The organism is Parabacteroides provencensis (genome assembly GCF_900232875.1).
Taxonomy (GTDB): domain Bacteria; phylum Bacteroidota; class Bacteroidia; order Bacteroidales; family Tannerellaceae; genus Parabacteroides; species Parabacteroides chinchillae.
In genome coordinates this window covers 219,674-240,618 of the sequence record NZ_LT960490.1, presented here as the reverse complement: position 1 = coordinate 240,618, position 20,945 = coordinate 219,674, and the positions used below count along the sequence as shown (strand labels likewise).

Annotated in this window: 18 protein-coding genes; 14 read left to right on the top strand and 4 right to left on the bottom strand. The window is 42.5% G+C overall.

What is annotated here, in order from left to right:
- The first annotated feature begins 17 nt into the window (after positions 1 to 17).
- Positions 18 to 2,942, top strand: a complete 2,925-nt coding sequence (locus tag CTY47_RS12290) for an ATP-binding cassette domain-containing protein (RefSeq protein WP_099465080.1) — start codon at positions 18 to 20, stop codon at positions 2,940 to 2,942.
- A gap of 33 nt (positions 2,943 to 2,975) precedes the next feature.
- Positions 2,976 to 3,806, top strand: a complete 831-nt coding sequence (locus CTY47_RS12285; RefSeq protein ID WP_099465079.1) for a hypothetical protein — start codon at positions 2,976 to 2,978, stop codon at positions 3,804 to 3,806.
- Positions 3,807 to 3,861: 55 nt separating this feature from the next.
- On the opposite strand, the gene CTY47_RS12280 is transcribed toward CTY47_RS12285, so the two are convergent.
- The 3 genes from CTY47_RS12280 to CTY47_RS12270 are packed head-to-tail and all read right to left on the bottom strand — an operon-like array spanning position 3,862 to position 7,310.
- Positions 3,862 to 5,046, bottom strand: coding sequence for a THUMP-like domain-containing protein (locus tag CTY47_RS12280; RefSeq protein WP_099465078.1), 1,185 nt, complete (start codon positions 5,044 to 5,046; stop codon positions 3,862 to 3,864).
- Positions 5,043 to 6,266, bottom strand: a complete 1,224-nt coding sequence (locus CTY47_RS12275) for a tetratricopeptide repeat protein (RefSeq protein ID WP_099465077.1) — start codon at positions 6,264 to 6,266, stop codon at positions 5,043 to 5,045. Before CTY47_RS12275 ends, CTY47_RS12280 begins: the two co-directional genes overlap by 4 nt.
- Before the next feature lie 21 nt (positions 6,267 to 6,287).
- Complete coding sequence (locus CTY47_RS12270; protein WP_099465076.1) at positions 6,288 to 7,310, bottom strand: DUF1848 domain-containing protein; 1,023 nt, start codon at positions 7,308 to 7,310, stop codon at positions 6,288 to 6,290.
- 247 nt (positions 7,311 to 7,557) lie between these two features.
- On the opposite strand from CTY47_RS12270, the gene CTY47_RS12265 reads away from it, so the two are divergent.
- The 11 genes from CTY47_RS12265 (at position 7,558) to CTY47_RS12215 (ending at position 17,809) form a co-directional block, all read left to right on the top strand.
- The gene (locus CTY47_RS12265; protein WP_099465075.1) at positions 7,558 to 8,172 is read left to right on the top strand and encodes an HU family DNA-binding protein; all 615 of its coding nucleotides are present in this window, start codon (positions 7,558 to 7,560) and stop codon (positions 8,170 to 8,172) included.
- Between the two features lie 185 nt (positions 8,173 to 8,357).
- On the top strand, positions 8,358 to 8,498 hold the full coding sequence (locus CTY47_RS17430; protein WP_233202175.1) for a HepT-like ribonuclease domain-containing protein: 141 nt from the start codon (positions 8,358 to 8,360) through the stop codon (positions 8,496 to 8,498).
- 84 nt (positions 8,499 to 8,582) lie between these two features.
- Positions 8,583 to 9,779: a saccharopine dehydrogenase family protein gene (locus CTY47_RS12255; protein ID WP_099465074.1), complete on the top strand. Its 1,197-nt coding sequence runs from the start codon at positions 8,583 to 8,585 to the stop codon at positions 9,777 to 9,779.
- A 2-nt stretch (positions 9,780 to 9,781) separates the two neighbouring features.
- Entirely contained in the window at positions 9,782 to 10,621 is an 840-nt protein-coding gene (locus CTY47_RS12250; protein ID WP_143813386.1) for a class I SAM-dependent methyltransferase, read from the top strand.
- Positions 10,622 to 10,629: 8 nt separating this feature from the next.
- Positions 10,630 to 11,091 carry a thioredoxin-dependent thiol peroxidase gene (gene bcp, locus CTY47_RS12245; RefSeq protein WP_099465073.1) on the top strand — a complete coding sequence of 154 codons (462 nt, stop codon included), beginning with the start codon at positions 10,630 to 10,632 and terminating at the stop codon, positions 11,089 to 11,091.
- Positions 11,092 to 11,094: 3 nt separating this feature from the next.
- Positions 11,095 to 12,168, top strand: a complete 1,074-nt coding sequence (recA, locus tag CTY47_RS12240; RefSeq protein ID WP_262497733.1) for a recombinase RecA — start codon at positions 11,095 to 11,097, stop codon at positions 12,166 to 12,168.
- Positions 12,169 to 12,174: 6 nt separating this feature from the next.
- A complete protein-coding gene (locus tag CTY47_RS12235) occupies positions 12,175 to 13,134 on the top strand; it encodes a GNAT family N-acetyltransferase (RefSeq protein ID WP_099465072.1) in 960 nt (319 codons plus the stop codon).
- A 3-nt stretch (positions 13,135 to 13,137) separates the two neighbouring features.
- Positions 13,138 to 14,457, top strand: coding sequence for a polysaccharide deacetylase family protein (locus CTY47_RS12230; RefSeq protein ID WP_099465071.1), 1,320 nt, complete (start codon positions 13,138 to 13,140; stop codon positions 14,455 to 14,457).
- Positions 14,454 to 15,695 (top strand): glycosyltransferase, encoded by a 1,242-nt coding sequence (locus CTY47_RS12225; RefSeq protein WP_099465070.1) that lies wholly within the window; start codon positions 14,454 to 14,456, stop codon positions 15,693 to 15,695. The genes CTY47_RS12230 and CTY47_RS12225 overlap by 4 nt, the downstream gene beginning before the upstream one ends.
- 1 nt (position 15,696) lies before the next feature.
- A complete protein-coding gene (locus CTY47_RS12220) occupies positions 15,697 to 16,824 on the top strand; it encodes a glycosyltransferase (RefSeq protein ID WP_099465069.1) in 1,128 nt (375 codons plus the stop codon).
- Positions 16,814 to 17,809 carry a methyltransferase domain-containing protein gene (locus CTY47_RS12215; protein WP_099465068.1) on the top strand — a complete coding sequence of 332 codons (996 nt, stop codon included), beginning with the start codon at positions 16,814 to 16,816 and terminating at the stop codon, positions 17,807 to 17,809. The genes CTY47_RS12220 and CTY47_RS12215 overlap by 11 nt, the downstream gene beginning before the upstream one ends.
- Here the strand turns inward: CTY47_RS12215 and CTY47_RS12210 are convergent.
- Positions 17,789 to 18,109, bottom strand: a complete 321-nt coding sequence (locus CTY47_RS12210) for a 2-amino-4-hydroxy-6-hydroxymethyldihydropteridine diphosphokinase (RefSeq protein ID WP_233202174.1) — start codon at positions 18,107 to 18,109, stop codon at positions 17,789 to 17,791. The genes CTY47_RS12215 and CTY47_RS12210 overlap by 21 nt on opposite strands.
- Before the next feature lie 347 nt (positions 18,110 to 18,456).
- Here CTY47_RS12210 and feoB point away from each other — a divergent pair, with 347 nt between their 5' ends.
- Positions 18,457 to 20,940, top strand: coding sequence for a ferrous iron transport protein B (gene feoB, locus CTY47_RS12205; RefSeq protein WP_099465066.1), 2,484 nt, complete (start codon positions 18,457 to 18,459; stop codon positions 20,938 to 20,940).
- Positions 20,941 to 20,945 lie beyond the last annotated feature (5 nt).

Sequence of the window (20,945 nt, the reverse complement as noted above, 5' to 3'; positions counted from 1 at the left end):
TGACAGTATTTACCTAAATGAATGAGACAATACTGAACGGACTACTAAATCTGTTTGCCATTTTTGCATCGTTGGCAAGAATTGGGACGGAACAAGCACGCCAAGCTGTAAACACTTATCTTTCCAGCCATTTCGGAATCCGTTCACACAAAGAATATATCGAATTATACGACGAGTTGCAAAGTGTATATAATGATCCTGATTTTGATATCGACAAGGAAAATGTAATTATTAATGTATGCACGCAACTAAAACCTAAGTTAATGGCAGAAGAACAAATATTGCTGTTACTCAGGTTTATGGAATTTGCCCATAGTAACAGCGAAGGATTCGCCGATAATCTATCCATTTTCAGAAAGATTTCCTCGATATTCAACATCAGTTCAGAAGAATATGATACGCTACTCGCATTCGTAACCGGTAGTTACTCGCCCTATATACTGACAATTAGCAATGACCCGCCTTCTAACAATGACAATCACATACAGCGTAAAGGGTTGGAAGGTGAAATACGCGTATTGCAGTTATCCGGTTTCGACAGACTGATTTTCACCTATTATGGAAACAGCCAGGTATTTATGAATGACATACCTGCCACTGCCGGCATATTCTACAGTTGGCAACGAAGCAGTGTCATCAAAAGTCCGTTATTTCTTCCGGTTTATTATAGCGACGTACAAGAAGCATTCAACCGAAACGAACATAATGAGCGTATCGTGCTGGCCGGACGCGATATTGATTTCCATTTTAAAAACAGCGAAAACGGATTGCATAATTTCTCATTCAACCTCGAATCCGGACAATTAGTGGCCATTATGGGAGGAAGTGGAGTTGGCAAATCCACCTTGCTCAGTATCCTTAACGGGAACATCATTCCTCAGCAAGGTTTTATCTGTTTGAACGGACATCCTTTGAGTGATGAGAATTGTAAGCGACTGATAGGTTTTGTGCCTCAGGATGATTTATTGATTGAAGAATTAACCGTATTCCAAAATCTCTGGTACACGGCAAAGCTATGTTTTGCCAATCTGAACGACAAAGAGATAGAAGAAAAAGTAAACTCTATTCTCAATGATTTGGATTTATTGAAAATCAAATCATTGGAAGTAGGCTCTCCTGTACGGAAAACAATCAGCGGAGGACAACGGAAACGGTTAAACATCGCATTGGAGTTAATACGTGAACCGGCAATCTTATATTTAGATGAACCCACATCCGGGCTTTCGTCTTCCGATTCGGAAAAAGTGATGATGCTTTTAAAAGAACAGACACACCGGGGGAGATTAGTTGTTGTGAACATCCATCAGCCATCGTCAGAGATATATAAATTGTTTGACCGTCTATGGTTGCTCGACACAGGAGGTTATCCTATTTACGATGGAAACCCGATTGAAGCCATCACATACTTTAAACGAGTTGCCAATTACACAGACCAGGACATCAGTGTCTGCAGTACATGCGGTAACGTAAACCCCGAATTGATTCTGAACATTATAGATGCCAAAAAGATCGACGACACGGGTAATCAAACAAATATCCGCAAACTGACAGCAAAAGAATGGCACGAACTCTATTTAGCATCCAGACCGGAATTCAACAGTCCCCAGGTTCTGCCTTTACCTCCAAACAGACAGCAAAAGCCGTCCGCCTGGAAGCAATTTCTCATTTTCCTGGAAAGAAACATTAAAACCAAACTGACAAACAAGCAATACTTATGCATTGCTTTGCTGGAAGCCCCGTTGCTTGCCGTAATTGTAGCTTTGCTCACCCGCTACGAGACAGATGAAGGCTACACTTTGCTTACCAATAAAAACTTGGTAACTTACCTGTTCATGTCTGTTATTGTAGCCACATTTATCGGAATGAGTATTAGTGCGGAAGAAATAATAAAAGACAAGACATTGTTGAAAAGGGAACGTTTCTTACGGTTAAGCCGTCCAAGCTATCTCATTTCCAAGATGTTTTTCCTGTTCTGTATATCTGCCATACAAAGTCTTTTGTTTATTTTGGTAGGAAATGCACTGGTCGGGATCGGATGGGAAATGTTTTTTATCTGGTGGATCATCCTGTGGGCAACCTCTTTCCTTGCAAACCTGACAGGATTAATCTTATCACAAACACTAAACACAATTGTAGCCATATACATTACGATCCCGCTTCTGCTTATCCCGCAAATATTGTTATGCGGGCTAGTCGTTAAGTTCGATGATTTAAGTAAACAGGCTGCCAACCGCAACATCGTGCCGCTTATCGGAGAAATCATACCTTCCCGCTGGGCATTTGAAGCATTGGCTGTCGAGCAATTCTGCGACAATGCGTATAATCGGTCCTTATTCTATATTGAAAAAGAGAAATTCATCTCGCAGTATTATCAGAACATCCATTTACCGGAAGTAAGAAATTTAGTACAACAAACAGAGTTATCCGATAGTGAAAAAAAAGACAAGATAAAAACCATTGAAAACGAATTGTTAGTTCTAGGGCGAGCAGCCAGAATAGAACCATATTCATCAAAAGACAGCTACAATGCCTATTTAAATAAAGCAGAAAAAGCATTGAAAACAAGATCAGACAATTTCACCGCTTTATTAGGTAAAGTTCAAAGAGAAATTATTAATGAGAAAGGAGCCGACTGGTTCGCCAACCTTAAAAAGGAGCATCACAATGAAGCATTGGAAGAGCTGGTACTGAATACAACAAGCAACCTGCTTTACAAAGAAGCCCATCATAGAATTTATCCGAAAATAGGACAAATATACATGGAACCTGACAATAATTGGGGACGCGCACCATTCTACAGCTATGAGAAAAAAGTAGCCGGAATCCTGTTTTCTACTTTTTCGTTTAATTTATTAATGTTAGTAATCTTTGGTTTATTGGTAATTATATCTATCTTCGCAGAGTTTCCAGGCAAGTATTTAAACAAGAACAACGACTATTAAAGACATATATAAAATTATTAAATTGATATCATTATGAAGAAGAGTTTTGTAAGTCTGCTAACCGTGGCAGCATTTTTATTCGGAATGGCTTCTTGTAATAGCAGTGCAAAGAAAGCTGAAGCCGAAGCTCAGACAGAACAAGAGGCTGTTATAGCCGGAGAAGTCTCAAAAAGCCTGCTTACCGAAGAACTTAAAGTAGAAGTTTCCCAGTTTCTTAAAGACATGCCCGAATCTGATTTAGCTTACAAACTGGCAACCGGAGAAGTAACGGTATCTGTTGCCAATACAGATTTTATGTTGCCCGTAAGCAAAGCTTCAGAACTGACAACACAGGCTCAGAAAGCGCGCGCATGCGGTATGTACTTTGCAGATCTGAATATTCTGAAAGCAATGAAAAAGCCGACTACTGACGTTGAAAACGTTTTAGTAAAGCTGACTACAGACCTGAATATTCCATTCGTTATCGATATCATGAAAGAATCTGCTCCTGCCAATGCAAGCAAGGAAGAAGTTAATGCTTTTATGAAGGCTCAGGAAGATAAACTGATCGATGCTATGATGGAAAACGACAAAGCAGACATCGAAATCGAACTATTAGGCGGAATGTCGGTTGAATATGCTTATTTATTAGCTAATCCGGGCTTAGTTGTAAAGGGCGACGCTATCTCTGCAGGTTTAAGCGACAATATGATCAAACGCCTGGATACACTACAGCAGATTGTAGGCGATTTATCTAAGTATTATCCTGATTTGAGCCAACTGGGTGAAACTATTGCTCCGCTGAAAGAAATGGTAGTTTCTGTAAATGCTGCTCGTGCCGCTCAAAAAGACATCGAAGCTATGCGTACCAACTTATTGAAGTAAGTCAATAGCTAATACACAATATCAGGGAAGCCGGCTGAATCTCAACCGGCTTTCTTTATTTATGGCACTTTACCAACACCTTCACGCCGTCCGCCAGCGTAGTGGCAAAAAGATAGACCTCACCGCCATCGGCTATTTTTGTCCGCATACGGAGTTCGGCTACGGATAGAGGGAAATTGCGTACCGTGATATTGGCTTGCGGAATCGTTTTAGACAGCGCCTTACATTGTTTATTACTGAACGGTATCACCTCATCCACCACAAAACGGCGGCCGGGGAAATCGTCCCTAAGGTTGTCCGACGTATATAAATGGCTACTTGCATGCAGCTTCTCCAGTCCAAAGCGGAAAGCTGTCATCCGGAACGCACCAGATTTCAGTATCGAGGCATTCGGTTCATATAAATAATGCTTTACCCGATCCGCCTGATACAGGTTCACATCCCGCTCGTCATGCCACGCATATGAGAACGATTCTTTCCGTCCGCTACCTGCAAAATTTACACAAACGATCTGCGGACTATCCTTTTTATTTTCTCTCTCCACTACAAAAAGCAACTCTTTGCATTCATTCTTTACTGAAATAACATGCACTTCTGTAGTTCCGGGAAGCAAATCCAACGTAAACTGAATATCCGCCATAGGCGACAGTTTGGCAATCACCTTCGGAGCACGTTCAAGCAAGGACGGCAACAACTTTGGCAAATCAGGCTCGCAATCGGGCAAGGCAAACACCCGCTTATTACTCTCTCCACGCCGGGCAGGGTCGATATAAAAGACATCCGCCGGAGGCAATTGCAACAAATATTCGGCAATGTCGGTATTAATAACCTCTATATTATCGGCTCCCAATACTTCAAAGTTATGCTTTGCCACCTCACAGTAAGCGGCAAAACGTTCTATATAGGTAAGTTTCTTCACCTTTCGGGAAAAGAAATAACTATCTATTCCTAATCCTCCTGTTAAATCGCACAAACATTCACTTGCTTCTACCAGCCCTTGTTTATACAAAGCCGTAAGCTCGGACGAACATTGTTCGGCAGCTATCCGGGCAGGAAACAGCAATTCGTCATTCTCATACCACGAGGGCAGCTTCTCACGTATCTGTCTGCGTGCAGCTATTTGTTCTATCAAAAAGGGAACATTCTGCGCGGAATACTTAGACGCAGACAACAACAAGCGCGACAGATCATCTGCCGCATGCTCCCGGATAAATTGTTTCTGTTCTTCATTCAACTTCATTGTGCAACCTCTCCTTCCAGACGTTTCAGTGCATTCTGTGCAAATTCATATCCATCCGCCGCCGATAATTTATATAAACGTATGGCTTCTTCCATATCTTTCTCCACTCCTTTTCCAAATTCGTACATATCCGCCAGATTGCCCATAGCCCACGTATCACCCTGAGCTGCAGACAAACTATACAAACGGAAAGCTTCGTTCATATCCGCAACAACACCCCGCCCATATTCATACATAACTCCCAGAACAGACTGAGCACGCTTGTCACCCTGCATAGCTGCCTTTTTATACCATTTAGCTGCCAGGATATAGTTTTGAGTAACTTCTTTCCCTGCATCGTATGTCAATCCTAATTCGTATTGGGCATCCATGTCTCCGGTGTTGGCCTTATACATCAATTCCTGCAACCCGGCAGAAATCGCACCGCAGGTAAGAACCTGAACATTCATAGTACATGGATTAGTGCCGCCGTATTCCAGGTCCCGAATGCATTTTCTTGCGAGAAGACCAACATCCAGTTCTTTTGCGAAGCAAGACAAACGGCATGTATCTTCGCACACACCTCCACCGCCGCAACTATTATATATAGGACTTACACAAACATAGTAGTCTCCTCCCTGCCGGATGGACTTTATAAGACACGTCAACTGAGACAAATCTATCTCTTCTATATCCAGAATATTTGAAAACAGATGAAGGCTTGTCTGTCTTTCGGGGAAGTCTTCTTTGCATAAATCTTCTATATATTTACAAACCGTCCGAACCTCTGCATCCGGAAAAAAGAGACGTGCATGCAAAGCTGCCCGCTTCAAAGAAAGTTCCGATGGTTCTACCAAAGTTATGGAAGTAACGTTTGCCGCAAGCCCATTCAATTGCAAGTAATCGGCATAAGCCATTACTTCCAGTCCCTGTCCGCATCCCCAGGCTACAATATCCACCTTATTTTCCCAGAATATGGGAGGTAGCTGATCAAAGGCGTAGTTCAGTTTTGCCAGATGCATCTTTCCATACGAATAGAGATAGTAGGCAAGAAGTATTTCTGAGTCGATCACACCCCGTCCGTTCCCCAGACGTCTGTAAAGATCAGCCTTATCTTCGTCGCTCAGTTTGCCTACAAAATCCACCACCAACTGGCGAACCTTGTCAAAAGTAGGTCTGCCTATCGTTCGCAGCATATAGGCATAAACCGTATTCTCTTCCAATAGCAATTGTACATCCATGTCCCTCTTTTGCGTTTGCGTTTAACGTCCGGTAATCGTTTCCGAATACGGATTTTGCTGATGACAACGCCAGTTTGCCAGCGCCTTCTCCTTCGAACTGTTAGCATAGCAGTAGGCACAAAGATGCGGACAGGTATTATACTCTCCGATATCTTTACTGGTAATACACCCGCAATGCAGGCGTTGTCCTTTATCTTTATTGTCTCTTGTCTTTCGTATTATATCCTCCGGATGAAACAAATCGCCCGGAATACACTCCACCCCCAAGTGCTCCATCAACACTTTATCCTCCGAGAAGTAGCGAATCATCAGATCATCGTCTATACACTTATTCTGATATATTTCATAATCTTCTTCCAAAGATATTTCTTCTGCGCAGGTAGCCACATCATAGTTCCACTTTTCATTCAGAAGATGAACGCCTTTGGCAAAACAAAGCATATCCGCTTCGGTAAATTCGCGGTAGAGAAAGCCCTCACGATCCAGATTGGCCGCGACTTTCCGGTAGACCGAAATATCGGCATAACTAAACACCAGTTTGTCAGTATATCCATGCAATTGGTTGCCAACCACACGTACACGCTCCAACAAATCATCGACATCCATCCGGTCGGATAAGATCAAAGGATCAAAACGCCAGATCACTTTCCCTTTTCCCAGCACATCCGTCAAACTGCGAAACGTGGCAATACGTTCTTCCAGTGAAGGCAAATGAGGTTCCAGTCCGCTTCCTTCATAATTATTTAAGGTGAACTGTATGTAACAATGTATGCCTTTTCGTCTTAATTCCTCCAGATACGGCAACAACGGAGCCGGGTTCTTCGACCAGAAAACAATCACCCGCACATCTTGATAAGATACATACGACCGTACGCCATTAAATGGATTCATCCAGGCGGAATATCCCTTTTGCAAACGGCTGAAGAACCAATCCGTGTAAAAAGCCGGAATATCTGTCGCCCGGCTGGCAGACACGATTATAGGAGCCAGCGCATCCACCGTTTCCCCATTCTCCAATCTTATTTTCACCTTATTCCATGCCATCCTGGTCATTACAACAGTTGTAAATACAAAAGTAATCTTTATTATTGTTTTATTGCTCTATTTACTTGACTTCGGGTAAAGAAAGTAGTATTTTTATACCAACAAACTAATCGGCTCACAGCCGTGATTTAAACAGATCACATTTGTGACCTAATTAAATCACAGCTGTGAGCCAATTAAATCACAAGTGTGATCTGATTAATTTGTCGCGAGAAAACAACTAAATTATCACTAAAATAAACTTAATATGACAGCTTATTACGATTTCTACAAGAATCCGAAACCGAAAAACAGTAAAACAGGCACACATTATCATGCCCGTATCGTTACAAACGGAACCGTGTCTACAAACAATCTTATCCGAAACATTCACAGCCGTTGCACGCTGACGTCGGGTGATATACGTGCCGTCCTTACCTCCCTCTCGGAAGTGATCGTTGAAGAATTGCAGGCAGGCCGCCGCGTAAGCATCGAAGGTTTGGGATATCTGCAGATGACACTTAAATGTCCGAAGATTGAATCGACCAAAGAAGTACGCGCCGAGTCGGTCCGCTTCAAGTCGGTGGCTTTTCGTCCGGAGGAAGAACTGAAAAAGAAGTTGCAATACACCCCGTTTGAACGTATCAGCCGCAAATCGCACTCCTACGAGCGAACGGAAAATGAAATAGATGCATTATTACTGCAATACTTCAGCGAACACGAAACACTGAACCGCCAGCAGTTTCAACGTCTTTGCGGCTTCACCGCCTCCACAGCCAACCGCCGTTTGAAAGAACTGCGCGCCGAGGGAAAAATCAAGAATATAGCCCATCCCCTGCATCCGCTATACAAAGCGGGCGAAGCACTGGAACAACAGAGATAAAAGAACCCGAACCATTTGGTTATTCCGAAAACAGTTTAGATATTTGTATCTGTACATCAGCTCATTTTGAATATGAAAACGACGGCCGAATATATATCCATCCTGAAAGAAATGACCAAGAACCTCGATAAAATAACCGAACAGAAACTATTAATACAATACCCGAAATAAACTGGAGAAGCATTATGAGAATGCGAGACATCATTTCCCACCACTATTTTGAAATCGATGCCGAAGTTATTTTCGAGAGCATCAAACAAGACATCCCCGTACTTCAAAGAACGATACGGCAAATCATTTCTGATAATTCTACTGCAAATATCTAAATATAATATTGTATATTTGTCCTTTGGTTTACGACCGGTAAACTGTATATATATTAACAATCAAGTTTAATTCTATTTAAGTAAATGGGAAGAGTATTAGTTATTGGTGCTGGAGGCGTAAGTACCGTTGCTGTTAAGAAAATAGCGATGAATGCAGATGTCTTTACCGACATTATGGTAGCAAGCCGTACGAAAAGCAAATGCGACAAGATTGCTGCCGATATTAAAAATGTAAAGGTACAGACAGCACAAGTGGATGCAGACAACGTGGAAGAACTCGTTGCCCTGTTCAACTCCTTCAAACCTGATTTGGTTGTAAACCTGGCGCTGCCTTACCAAGACCTCTCCATCATGGATGCTTGTCTGGCTTATGGCGTTAGCTACCTCGACACGGCCAACTACGAACCGCTGGATGAGGCTAAATATGAATACAGCTGGCAATGGGCTTATAAAAAACGTTTTGAAGAAGCTGGCCTGACCGCTATTCTGGGATGCGGTTTCGATCCGGGCGTGACAGGCGTATATACAGCTTACGCAGCCAAGCATCATTTCAAAGAAATGCAATATCTGGACATAGTAGACTGCAATGCCGGAGATCATCACAAGGCATTTGCCACTAACTTCAATCCGGAGATCAATATCCGCGAGATTACCCAGCGTGGTAAGTTTTACGAAAACGGAGAATGGAAAGAAACAGATCCGTTGTCCGTGCATAAGGCATTAAACTATCCGGAAGTAGGACCCAAGGAATCATACCTGATGTATCACGAAGAACTGGAAAGTCTGGTTAAGAACTTCCCTACTATCAAACGCGCCCGCTTCTGGATGACCTTCGGGCAGGAATATCTTACCCACCTGCGCGTGATACAGAATATCGGTATGGATAGTATAAAGCCGATTCTGTATAACGGTGTGGAGATCGTTCCTATTCAGTTCCTGAAAGCCGTATTGCCTAATCCGGGAGATTTGGGAGAAAATTATACAGGACAGACTTCTATCGGTTGCCGTATTCGCGGTATCGGTAAAGACGGCAACGAGATTACCTACTACGTATATAATAACTGCAGCCACGAAGCCGCCTACAAAGAAACAGGCGCACAAGGCGTAAGCTACACTACCGGCGTACCGGCTATGATCGGAGCCAAATTGTTTATGCAAGGCCTGTGGAAAAAGCCGGGCGTATGGAACGTAGAAGAATTCAATCCGGATCCATTCATGAAGGAACTGAATGAGCAAGGATTACCTTGGCACGAACAATTCAATATTGATCTGGAACTATAAGAATGAGTGTTCTAAGAAAACTATATTATTCGTTCACACCATCCATGCGTCTGACGGCACGGCGTATCTATTACTATCCGGTGGATTTATGCGATACTATTTTGCGTAAACGGGAAGATATGATACCCCCAAAAGGCATGGTGTTTATCGGATCGGGCGACTTTAAGAAGCAAGGCCTCCATTTGATGGATCTGCTGATTAAATACGCAGGATTGAAACCGGACGGACAAGTGCTCGATATTGGTTGCGGCATAGGGCGCCTGGCCGTACCTCTTACCGGCTATCTGAATAAAAAAGGATCATACGAAGGATTTGACATTGTAAAGAAAGGAATAGACTGGTGTAATAAACATATTTCATCCCGTTTCCCTAACTTCAAATTCCTGCATATCGACCTGAAGAATGATTTATATAACCTGCAAACAGACAATGAGGCGAAGCACTTTGTCTTTCCATACAGGGACAAGCAGTTCGATTGTATTGTACTGACTTCCGTATTCACGCATATGATACCGGAAGATGTAGACAATTACTTAGGGCAGATAGCTAGGGTAATGAAACCGGAGGGAAAATGCCTGGTAACTTTCTTCCTGCTGAATCCGGCCATCGAAAAGCAAATGCAGGAAGGAAAGGCTAAATTTGACTTCTGCCACCGGCATAAGGGTTACAGCCTGATGGATAAAAAGGTGAAAGAAGCGAATATAGCGTTTGACGAATCGTATCTGTCCGCAATGCTGGACAAAAACGGACTGAAAGCCGAAGCAATCCATTACGGAGGCTGGTCGGGAGTGGAACCGAACCCGCTGGATTTTCAGGATGTTATTATATTAACCGTAAAATAATATAAAACATGGCTATACAGATAGGAGACAAAGCCCCCGAAATACTGGGCAAAGATCAGAATGGGAAAGAACTAAAACTAAGCGATTTCAAAGGAAAGAAGCTGGCGCTTTATTTCTATCCGAAAGATAACACATCCGGTTGCACTGCCGAAGCATGCAGCCTGAGAGACGGTTATAAAGATTTACAAGCTGCCGGATACGAAGTAATCGGTGTAAGTAAAGACAGTGCAAAATCGCATCAGGGATTTATTGAAAAGCAGGACTTGCCTTTCAGCCTGATAGCCGATACCGACACCGCATTGCAAGAACAGTTCGGTGTATGGGCAGAAAAGAAAATGTACGGACGTTCATACATGGGAACACTGCGTACTACCTTCATTATCGACGAAAACGGAGTGGTGACAAACATCATCGGCCCGAAGGAGGTGCAAACAAAAGACCATGCAAATCAAATCCTTAAACTTAAATAAGGGATGGCAAAAGAAGAACAAGACAAAGAAAAGGAAACTCAGATTGATTTTGAGAAGAAACAGAATGCTGCCGGAAAAGCGGCTCCTAATGCCGACAAGTTAAAAGCGCTTCGTGCAGCAATGGATAAGATTGAAAAGAACTTTGGTAAAGGTTCTATCATGAAGTTAGGCGAAGAAAGTGTTGAAAACGTAGAAGTAATACCAACCGGTTCTATTGCTTTAGATGCAGCCCTGGGCGTAGGTGGTTATCCGAAAGGACGCGTTATTGAAATATATGGCCCGGAGTCTTCTGGTAAAACCACTTTAGCAATCCACGCCATTGCCGAAGCACAAAAAGCAGGCGGTATTGCTGCGTTTATTGATGCCGAACATGCTTTCGATCGTTTTTATGCTGAGAAATTAGGGGTTGATGTAGAAAATCTCTGGATTTCTCAACCGGACAATGGAGAGCAGGCATTGGAAATTGCCGAACAACTGATCCGTTCGTCTGCCGTAGATATTGTAGTAATAGACTCTGTTGCCGCTCTTACACCTAAAGCAGAGCTGGAAGGCGATATGGGTGACAGCAAGATGGGATTGCAGGCACGTTTGATGTCCCAGGCTTTGCGTAAGCTAACCGGAGCTATCAGTAAAACAAATACGACATGTATCTTCATTAACCAGTTGCGTGATAAGATAGGCGTTATGTTTGGTAACCCGGAAACAACTACAGGTGGTAACGCATTAAAGTTCTACGCATCCGTACGTCTGGATATCCGGAGCATTGGCAAATTAAAAGACGGTGATGAAGTAAAAGGTAACCAAGTTCGTGTAAAAGTAGTAAAGAACAAAGTTGCGCCTCCATTCCGCAAAGCAGAGTTCGACATCATGTTCGGTGAGGGAATCTCACGTTCTGGCGAAATCATTGATTTGGGTGCAGAACTGAACATCATTAAGAAAAGCGGTGCATGGTATAGTTACGGAGACACCAAGTTGGGACAAGGACGCGATGCTGCCAAGCAATGCGTTTCCGATAATCCTGAATTGGCAGAAGAACTGTCCGGTTTGATATTTAATGCGTTAAAGGATAAAAATTAATAACGGGTGACTAATAAAGACAAATACCGTCTGCTCTGCACCAGAGAAGAAAGCATTCCCATATTCTCACGGGATTGGTGGCTGGATGCTGTCTGTGGAGAAGCAAACTGGGATGTCTTATTAATAGAACAAAAGGGGCGGATGCAGGCAGCACTGCCCCTTTATATTCCTCATCGTGGCATCATTTCCATGCCTCCCTATACACAAACAATGGGGCCCTGGTTTGCTAAGGCATCCGAAGATACCAAATACACAACCGAGTTAGGGAGACGCCAAACCTTATGCAAAACATTTACAGAAGCACTGAAGGCTTATCCTCATTTTCTTCAGAATTTCAATTATGACATAACCGACTGGCTTCCTTTTTACTGGACAGGCTACAAGCAAACAACAAGATACACTTATCTCCTACCCGATCTGACCGATTTAGATAAGATATGGGATAACATGAGTGCAAACACCCGGAGGAATATCCAGAAAGCGAAGGATAAACACCAAATTACCGTCAGAAAAGGAATACCGGTCGAAGAGTTTCTGAAGGTACAGGATATGACATTTCAACGGCAGCAAACCTCAAATCCGGTAGATAAAGAAGTCTTGATGGATTTAATTTCCGTTTGCAGAGAAAGAGAACAAGGGGATATCTGGGGCGGATACGATGAAAACGGTCAACTGCATGCAGCAGCCTTTGTTGTATGGCAGAATAATTCGGCTTACTACATTGCCGGAGGAGGTAATCCTGACTTACGGGAATCAGGCGCCCACAGTCTGATACTCTGGGAATGTATACGTTATACATCATTATACAGCACAAGGTTTGACTTTGAAGGTTCTATGCTACCCGGTGTAGAACGTTTCTTCCGGGAATTTGGTGCCATTCAAATGCCATTCTTCACAATAACCAAGGGAAAATTAAGTTTATTATATAGAGCCTGGCTAAAGCTGGGACGGATAATAAAACGGTAAGCCATGGTTAAAAGTCCGGAGATAGAATATATAATCAGCTTTATGATCGGTGGTAATCAAGCGGAAACGTTTGGTAGCCTGGTAGGTTATACCTCCGATCGCAATAAGTTCCATCATTATAAGGTTGTAATTATTCCTTCGCCGTTTTTCAATGAAGACGTTTACGGAACCCAGGCGTCTATGCCATCCTTTCCGTTACAAGAAATAGAAGGAGTTCCTTTACTTTTCGGATCATCCAAAACGGAATGGTATGGCGAAACATGGGTTGTTCATGCCGATATTGTAGCCAGCGCCTATTTTCTTCTTACACGTTATGAAGAAATAAGGAAAAGAAATATACGGGATGCTCACGGGCGTTTTCCCGGTAAGGAATCAATTCCCTGCAAAGCAGGTTTTATTCATCGTCCTATTGTGGATGAATACGGAAAGCTTCTCCGTCAATGGTTACGCCAGACCTACGTCAAAGTACCGGAACCGGAAGCCTGTATCAATAAGATATGGCTTACGCATGATGTGGATGTCCCGTTTTTCTGCCGCACATTACACAGCTTTATGCGTGAAACCATAAAAGGTGACGGATTTCTGAAAGCATGCAAATACGTACATGCACCTTTAACATCCGATCCGTATTATACTTTCCCCTGGCTACTGGAAAGGGATGCAAGCGTACAAGACAGCGTTGGAAAAACACGGTGCGAATCCGTTTACTTCTTCAAAGCCGGAGGAAAAACAATATATGACAAGCCCAACTATTGTCTTTTCTCGAAGGATATAAAAGAATTATTTAAATTATGTCAAGCCAAAGAAGCCCAAATAGGCTTACACAGCAGCTATGAAGCCGGCATAAAACCTTCACTTATCCGGCGGGAGCAAGAACTATTAAAGAGAGCTACAGGCGAAGCTATTTTCTATAACAGGCATCACTTTCTTAATGCACGAGAACCGGAAGACCTGGACTGGTTGGAAAGAACCGGAATAACGGACGACTTTACCATAGGCTATGCAGATGTAGCCGGTTTCCGTTTAGGGACCTGCCGTCCGGTATCATGGATCAATCCGATCAATAAGCGCATATCTTCGCTCACGCTTCATCCGCTAAGTATTATGGATTGCAGCTTGAGTGAACCGCAATATATGGGAATGAGCTATGAAGAGGCATTGGCTTATTGCCTGCAGATCATAGAACAAGTCCGGCAGGCTAACGGAGAACTGGTATTGCTCTGGCACAATGATACCATTTCAACCCATCAGAAAAAACCAGTGACGGTAAACTGGCAAAAAGAACTTTATCATACGCTTACAGAAGAATTAAAAAGGATATGAAAATATTAATATTCTGTGATATGTTTCCTCCGGCCTTTGCACCCAGGATGGGTTATTTATGCAAATACATGAAACGCAATGGTTGGGAACCGGTTGTAATAACTGAATATATTCCGGATAATACATTTGAATTTCTGGCAGGAAATGCGGAGGTTACTTATGTCCGTTATTATCATGCAAGTAATAAATTAATTAAGCAACTAGAATGGTTATTTATTTTTATCATGGATGTTTGTTTCCATTATAAAGAACGCAAAATGATAAAAGTAGCCCGCAAATTGCTCAGTAAAGATAAATATGACGGAGTATTATGCAGCGTATACCGCACATTTCCTCTGCCGGCTGCTCAAAAAGTGGCAAGCCTGTATAATATTCCTTTTATAGCAGACACGCGAGACATCATTGAACAGTATGCCTCAAACGAATACATATCCCGCTCTTTTCATACGTTTAACTGGCTGGATAAACAAATAACCCGTCTCTATCGCTGGCATCTGTTAAAAAGAAGAAACATAGCCCTCCATGCAGCGGATTATATCACAACAGTTTCACCCTGGCATGTAGAGAGAATGAAGCAATTCAACAAAAATGTCAAGCTTATATATAATGGATATGATCCGGAGATATTCTTTCCCAAACAAGTACACACAACACAGTTTCGCATTACTTATACCGGGCGTTTACTCAGTTTAGCAATACGCAACCCCCAATTATTATTTGAAGCTATTAATAAATTATCCCGGGAAAATACAATATGTCCGGAAACATTCCGTGTTTCCTGGTATATTGATAAGTCTTCTCAAAATATTATCGAAGAGGAAGCGAAAAAACATGATGTAATTCAATACATGGATTATCATGGCTACGTTCCGGCTTCGGAGATTCCGGACATACTAAACAACAGCTCCGTATTATTGCAATTAGCCAACAAAGCGTCTGCTAAAGGGCCAAAAGGCATTATGACAACAAAGCTTTTCGAAGCATTTGCCGTAGAAAAACCCGTTTTATGCGTCCGTAGCGATGAAAGCTATCTAGAAGAAACCATCAACAAAGTACATGCCGGTATTGCAGCAAAAACATCTGAAGAAGTATATGCATTTCTACAATACCATTATGACGAATGGAAAAAGAAAGGTTATACGACTTCTCTCATAAACAGAGAAGCACTATCCGTTTTCTCCCGTTGCAAACAAGCTGAACAGTTTATGGAATTGTTTAAGCAAATAAAAGATAAATGAAATGGATAAGCATCTCAACATAATTGCCTTCAACATTCCCTGGCCAGCCAATTACGGCGGGGTGATTGATGTATATTACAAGTTGAAAGCTCTGCATGAATGCGGAGTAAATATTATCCTGCATTGCTTCGAATATGAACGGCCGCAAGCAAAGGAACTGGAATCTTTCTGCGAAAAGGTGTACTACTATAAACGGCATACCGGCATCATAGCCAATATAACTTTATTGCCTTACAACGTATATAGCCGGAAAGACCCGTCTTTGCTCGCCAACTTATTAAAGAACAACTATCCGATCTTGTTTGAAGGGCTGCATTCTTGTTACTATATGGACAACCCTCTACTGAAAAACAGAAAGAAAATATTCAGGGAGTGTAATATAGAACACGACTACTATTATCATCTGGCAAAGTCGGAACGCCAATTCATCAAGAAATGCTTTTTCCGGATCGAGGCGTGGAGGTTCAGAAATTATCAAAAAGTAGTATCACATGCCGATTTAATTATCTCGGTATCTACAACCGATACAGATTATCTAAAAAAAGAATTCCCGGCAAACCGCATTGAGTTCATACCTTGTTTTCACGCAAACGAACAGATAACAGCCCAGCCGGGAAAGTCCGGTTTCATTCTTTATCATGGTAAATTATCGGTCGTAGAAAACGAAAAAGCGGCCTTGTACCTGATTCACCATGTATTCGGCAAACTTGATTATCCCTGCATACTGGCAGGTATGAATCCGCCACGTTCGTTACGGGATGCCGCCTCGCTCTATTCCAACATCACGATAGAAGCCAATCCTACTGAAGAAAGGATGAACTTCCTGATCCGCGAAGCACAGATCAATATGCTGATCACTTTTCAGGATACCGGTTTAAAACTTAAACTGCTCAACAGCCTGTTTGCCGGCCGTCATACGGTAGTGAACCATTTAATGCTGGCCGGAAGCGGATTGGATTCACTCTGCCATATAGCAGACACGCCGGAAGAAATGATTCGCGAATGCACTAAGTTGATTAATGTCCCTATAGACGAAAAGTCCATCATGAAAAGAAAGGAATTACTAGAACCCTCGTTTTCTAATAAATATCAGGGAGCACGTTTGTATAAAATGATCTATGAAGAATAACCTGAAACATATTGCTTCTGTTCTTGCAGCACGCCTGCAAAAGATTGATTACGAAAGATTGCCCATCAGCGACTACAACAAGAGGTATATCCGCAATCTGAAACCGGCAATAGGATATTTCATGCAAATATATACGGAGTGTCTTTTCAAAGGCATTACTGCAACAGGGCTGAATCCTTCGGATATTACCTGTATCGACTATGGAGGAGGTAGCGGCTTCCTGAGCATACTGGCCAAAGAGGCTGGCATAGGGCAGGTTATTTACATTGATCTGAATCCTGATTCTGTGGCAACCGTACAATTGCTGAAACAAATAACCGGATCAGGCCCCGATATTATATTGCAAGGCAGTTCCGATACCCTGTCCGAATGGTGTTCCACACAACACACCCAACCGCATTTGCTGATTGCAACCGATTTGATAGAACATATCTACAACCTTGAAACCTTCTTCTCCGACCTGATAAGTATCAACAGTTCGATGCAGATGATTTTTACCACCGCCTCCACCCCTTATAATCCTTACGTGAAATGGAAACTGCACCGGGCAATGAAGGGTTGTGAAACAGGCACGCTGGAATCGCCCAACTATTACACCAAGCGATACCAGTACATAAAAGAAAAGTTCCCCGCATTTTCTGAAAAAGAAGTTTCGCTATGGAGCAACCGAACCAGAGGTTTAGTCTATCCGGATATAAAGAAAGCCATCCTCGGAAATTCGATACCAACCCTAACCGACCGCTATAATACCTGTGATCCGGAAACCGGGAACTGGACAGAACGTATTCTGCCCATAGTAAACTACCAGGCTCTGTTATCGCAGTTCCATTATCAATTAAAAGTCGAAAAAGGATTTTATAATACGGAACGAAAAAGTTTTATCCTGTCCGCCATTTTCAAAAACATAAACCGCATCATACGCAACAGCGGCAAACCGGGATTTCTGCTCTCTCCCTTTATCATCCTACATTGCAGCAAGGAGTGAAATGACATACTCACGTCGCATATCTTCCGGTTTCAGCACCCTGTCATTCCATTGGAGCAGATCGATATCGATCGGGACAATTCCCTGTTTTTTATCATCCGGTTTGCGTCCGATTGTTACTTCGATCTGCTTAAACACTAATTTTAAATCGTCTGCAGAAAGCAGCGTATCAACCAATGCCATCCGGTTCAGAAAAGAGGACGAAAGCGGACAGGCTACCGGTTCGGTATAAACCGCCTCTGAAAAACAGATAGATGGAAAATGCTGCAACAGCAACTCTGTTGCACGCCTTATATTCATCTCCCTGTCTTTATTAGACCCAAGACTTATGATAGCTCTGTTCAACATATATTTCCTATAATTATACGGCAAAGTTACGAAAAATGATGCGTGATTATAAAACAGTCTTAGTAAATGAGACCTTCAAAATTTCATAGTTATAATTTTATTGGATCATAGTTATGACTTAAAAAAATTATAACTATGATTTTTTTTGCAGGAATTAATCTAATCACGCTTAAAAAAACGTATTCAATGAATGCACCGTTAACAAAGGAACTGAGCAAGGGCCAGTGTCCCAAAATACCTACATCTAGGTATAAAACATATTGAGTTTTGCCGTACCTTTGCAAAAGATATAGCAAACTATGAGACTATCAGAACTTCGTACAGGCGAAAAAGGGATTATCGTTAAGGTGATGGGACGCGGAGCCTTCCGCAAACGCATCATCGAAATGGGATTCATCCGGGGGAAAGAGGTAGATGTTATTCAAAACGCACCTTTAAAAGACCCTATCCATTATCGGGTAATGGGCTACGATGTATCTCTACGAAGAAATGACGCGGCATTAATAGAAGTAGTAAGCACGGCCGAATTCCAGTCGAAGCAAATTAACAACGAAACAGACACCCGTCCGGCGAACTCCTATATAACTTCTTTGAGCGAAGACTTGCGTGCCATAGCTTTGCATAAAGGAAAAACCATTAACGTAGCCCTGGTTGGAAACCCCAATTGCGGAAAAACGTCTTTATTCAACTTCGCATCAGGAGCACATGAACATGTGGGGAATTATAGCGGCGTAACTGTGGATGCAAAAGAAGGGACATTCCAGCAAAACGGTTACACGTTCAGGATAGTAGACCTGCCGGGTACGTATTCATTGTCTGCCTACACACCGGAAGAGCTTTACGTAAGAAGCCACCTGAATGAAGCACAGCCCGATGTGGTGATTAATGTCGTAGACGCCTCCAATCTGGAACGCAACTTATACCTCACCTGCCAGCTTATCGACATGGATGTGCGTATGGTAATCGCCCTCAACATGTATGACGACCTGGAGCGGAAAGGAAACAAATTCGACCATGAATCGCTATCGCGCATGATCGGAGCGCCTATTGTACCAACCATCAGCAAGACAGGTTTTGGCATTGAAGATCTTTTCAACCGGGTTATCAAAGTATATGAAGAAGAAGATCCTGTTTTACGACACATTCATATCAACTACGGCGAGGTCCTGGAAAAAGGCATCACAAGCGTAAGAAAGGCACTCAAAGCAAATGGGAATGTGCCCAAAAGTATTTCTAAAAGATATTTGTCTATCAAACTACTTGAAGGCGATCACGAGATAGAAGCATTTGTAAAAGCCTTGCCCGGCTCGGAAATCATATTACAAGACAGAGACCGCAACATAGCCCAAATAGAAAATCTATTACAGGAAGACTGTGAAACGGCATTCACAAATGCCCGTTACGGCTTTATCTCCGGAGCTTTGCGCGAAACATTCGAGCAGAATAAGATAAAGGAGGCCAGCAGTACACAGATTATAGACCTCTTTGTCACCCACAAGGTGCTAGGCTTTCCCATCTTTATATTATTTATGTGGATTATGTTCGAAGCCACTTTCCGCCTGGGCGAATACCCGATGCAATGGATCGAATCGCTTGTTGGTCTTATCGGAAACTTCGTACGCAACTATATGGAAGAAGGACCGCTGAAAGACCTTTTGGTAGATGGTATCATTGGTGGTGTGGGAGGCGTTATCGTATTCCTCCCGAATATTCTTATTCTGTACCTGTTTATTTCATTTATGGAAGATTCCGGTTATATGGCACGTGCGGCCTTCATCATGGATAAAATCATGCACAAGATGGGATTACACGGCAAGTCGTTCATACCGCTTGTCATGGGTTTTGGCTGTAACGTTCCGGCCATTATGGCATCGCGTACGATTGAAAGCCGCAACAGCCGCATGATTACCATGCTGGTAAACCCGCTGATGAGTTGCAGTGCACGGCTGCCGGTATATGTACTATTAACAGGAGCATTTTTTCCTAATAACGCAAGTGTCATATTATTGGCATTATATGTAACAGGTATTCTGTTGGCTGTCGTTATGGCACGCTTATTCAAACGTTTCCTTTTTAATGAAGAAGATGTGCCTTTTGTTATGGAGCTTCCTCCCTACCGCATGCCTACAGGAAAATCGATCATGATCCACATGTGGGAAAAAGCAAAACAATATCTGCACAAGATGGGAGGAGTCATTTTATTCGCATCTATTATTATTTGGTTCTTAGGTTATTTTCCGCGTCACACGGAAGGTACGGATGCAATCAACCGGCAGATAGCAGAAGTTGAAAATGCAGAACTGGATTCTCAAGAAAAAGAAAATACCATCGCTGAATTGGAACGTCTAAAAACGATAGAACACCAGCAGAATTCTTATATAGGACATATTGGCCAAGCTATTCAGCCGGTACTTCAGCCCTTGGGATTTGATTGGAAGATAAGTGTCAGCCTGCTTACCGGTATGGCGGCAAAGGAAGTTGTCGTTAGCACATTAAGCGTATTATACACCGGAGACGCGGATGACAGCCAAATCTTATCGGAAAGGCTAAAGCAAGACCGCAATGCCGAAGGGAAATTGGTTTTTACACCTTTAGTGGCTATTAGCTTAATGTTATTTGTACTGATATATTTTCCATGTATAGCAACAATATCTGCAATAGTAAACGAATCGCGTTCCTGGAAATGGGGCGCATTTGTAATTGTCTACACATGTGTTCTAGCCTGGATCGTATCATTTACTGTATACCAAACAGGGCATTTCTTCATGGGGTTATTCAATTAACACTC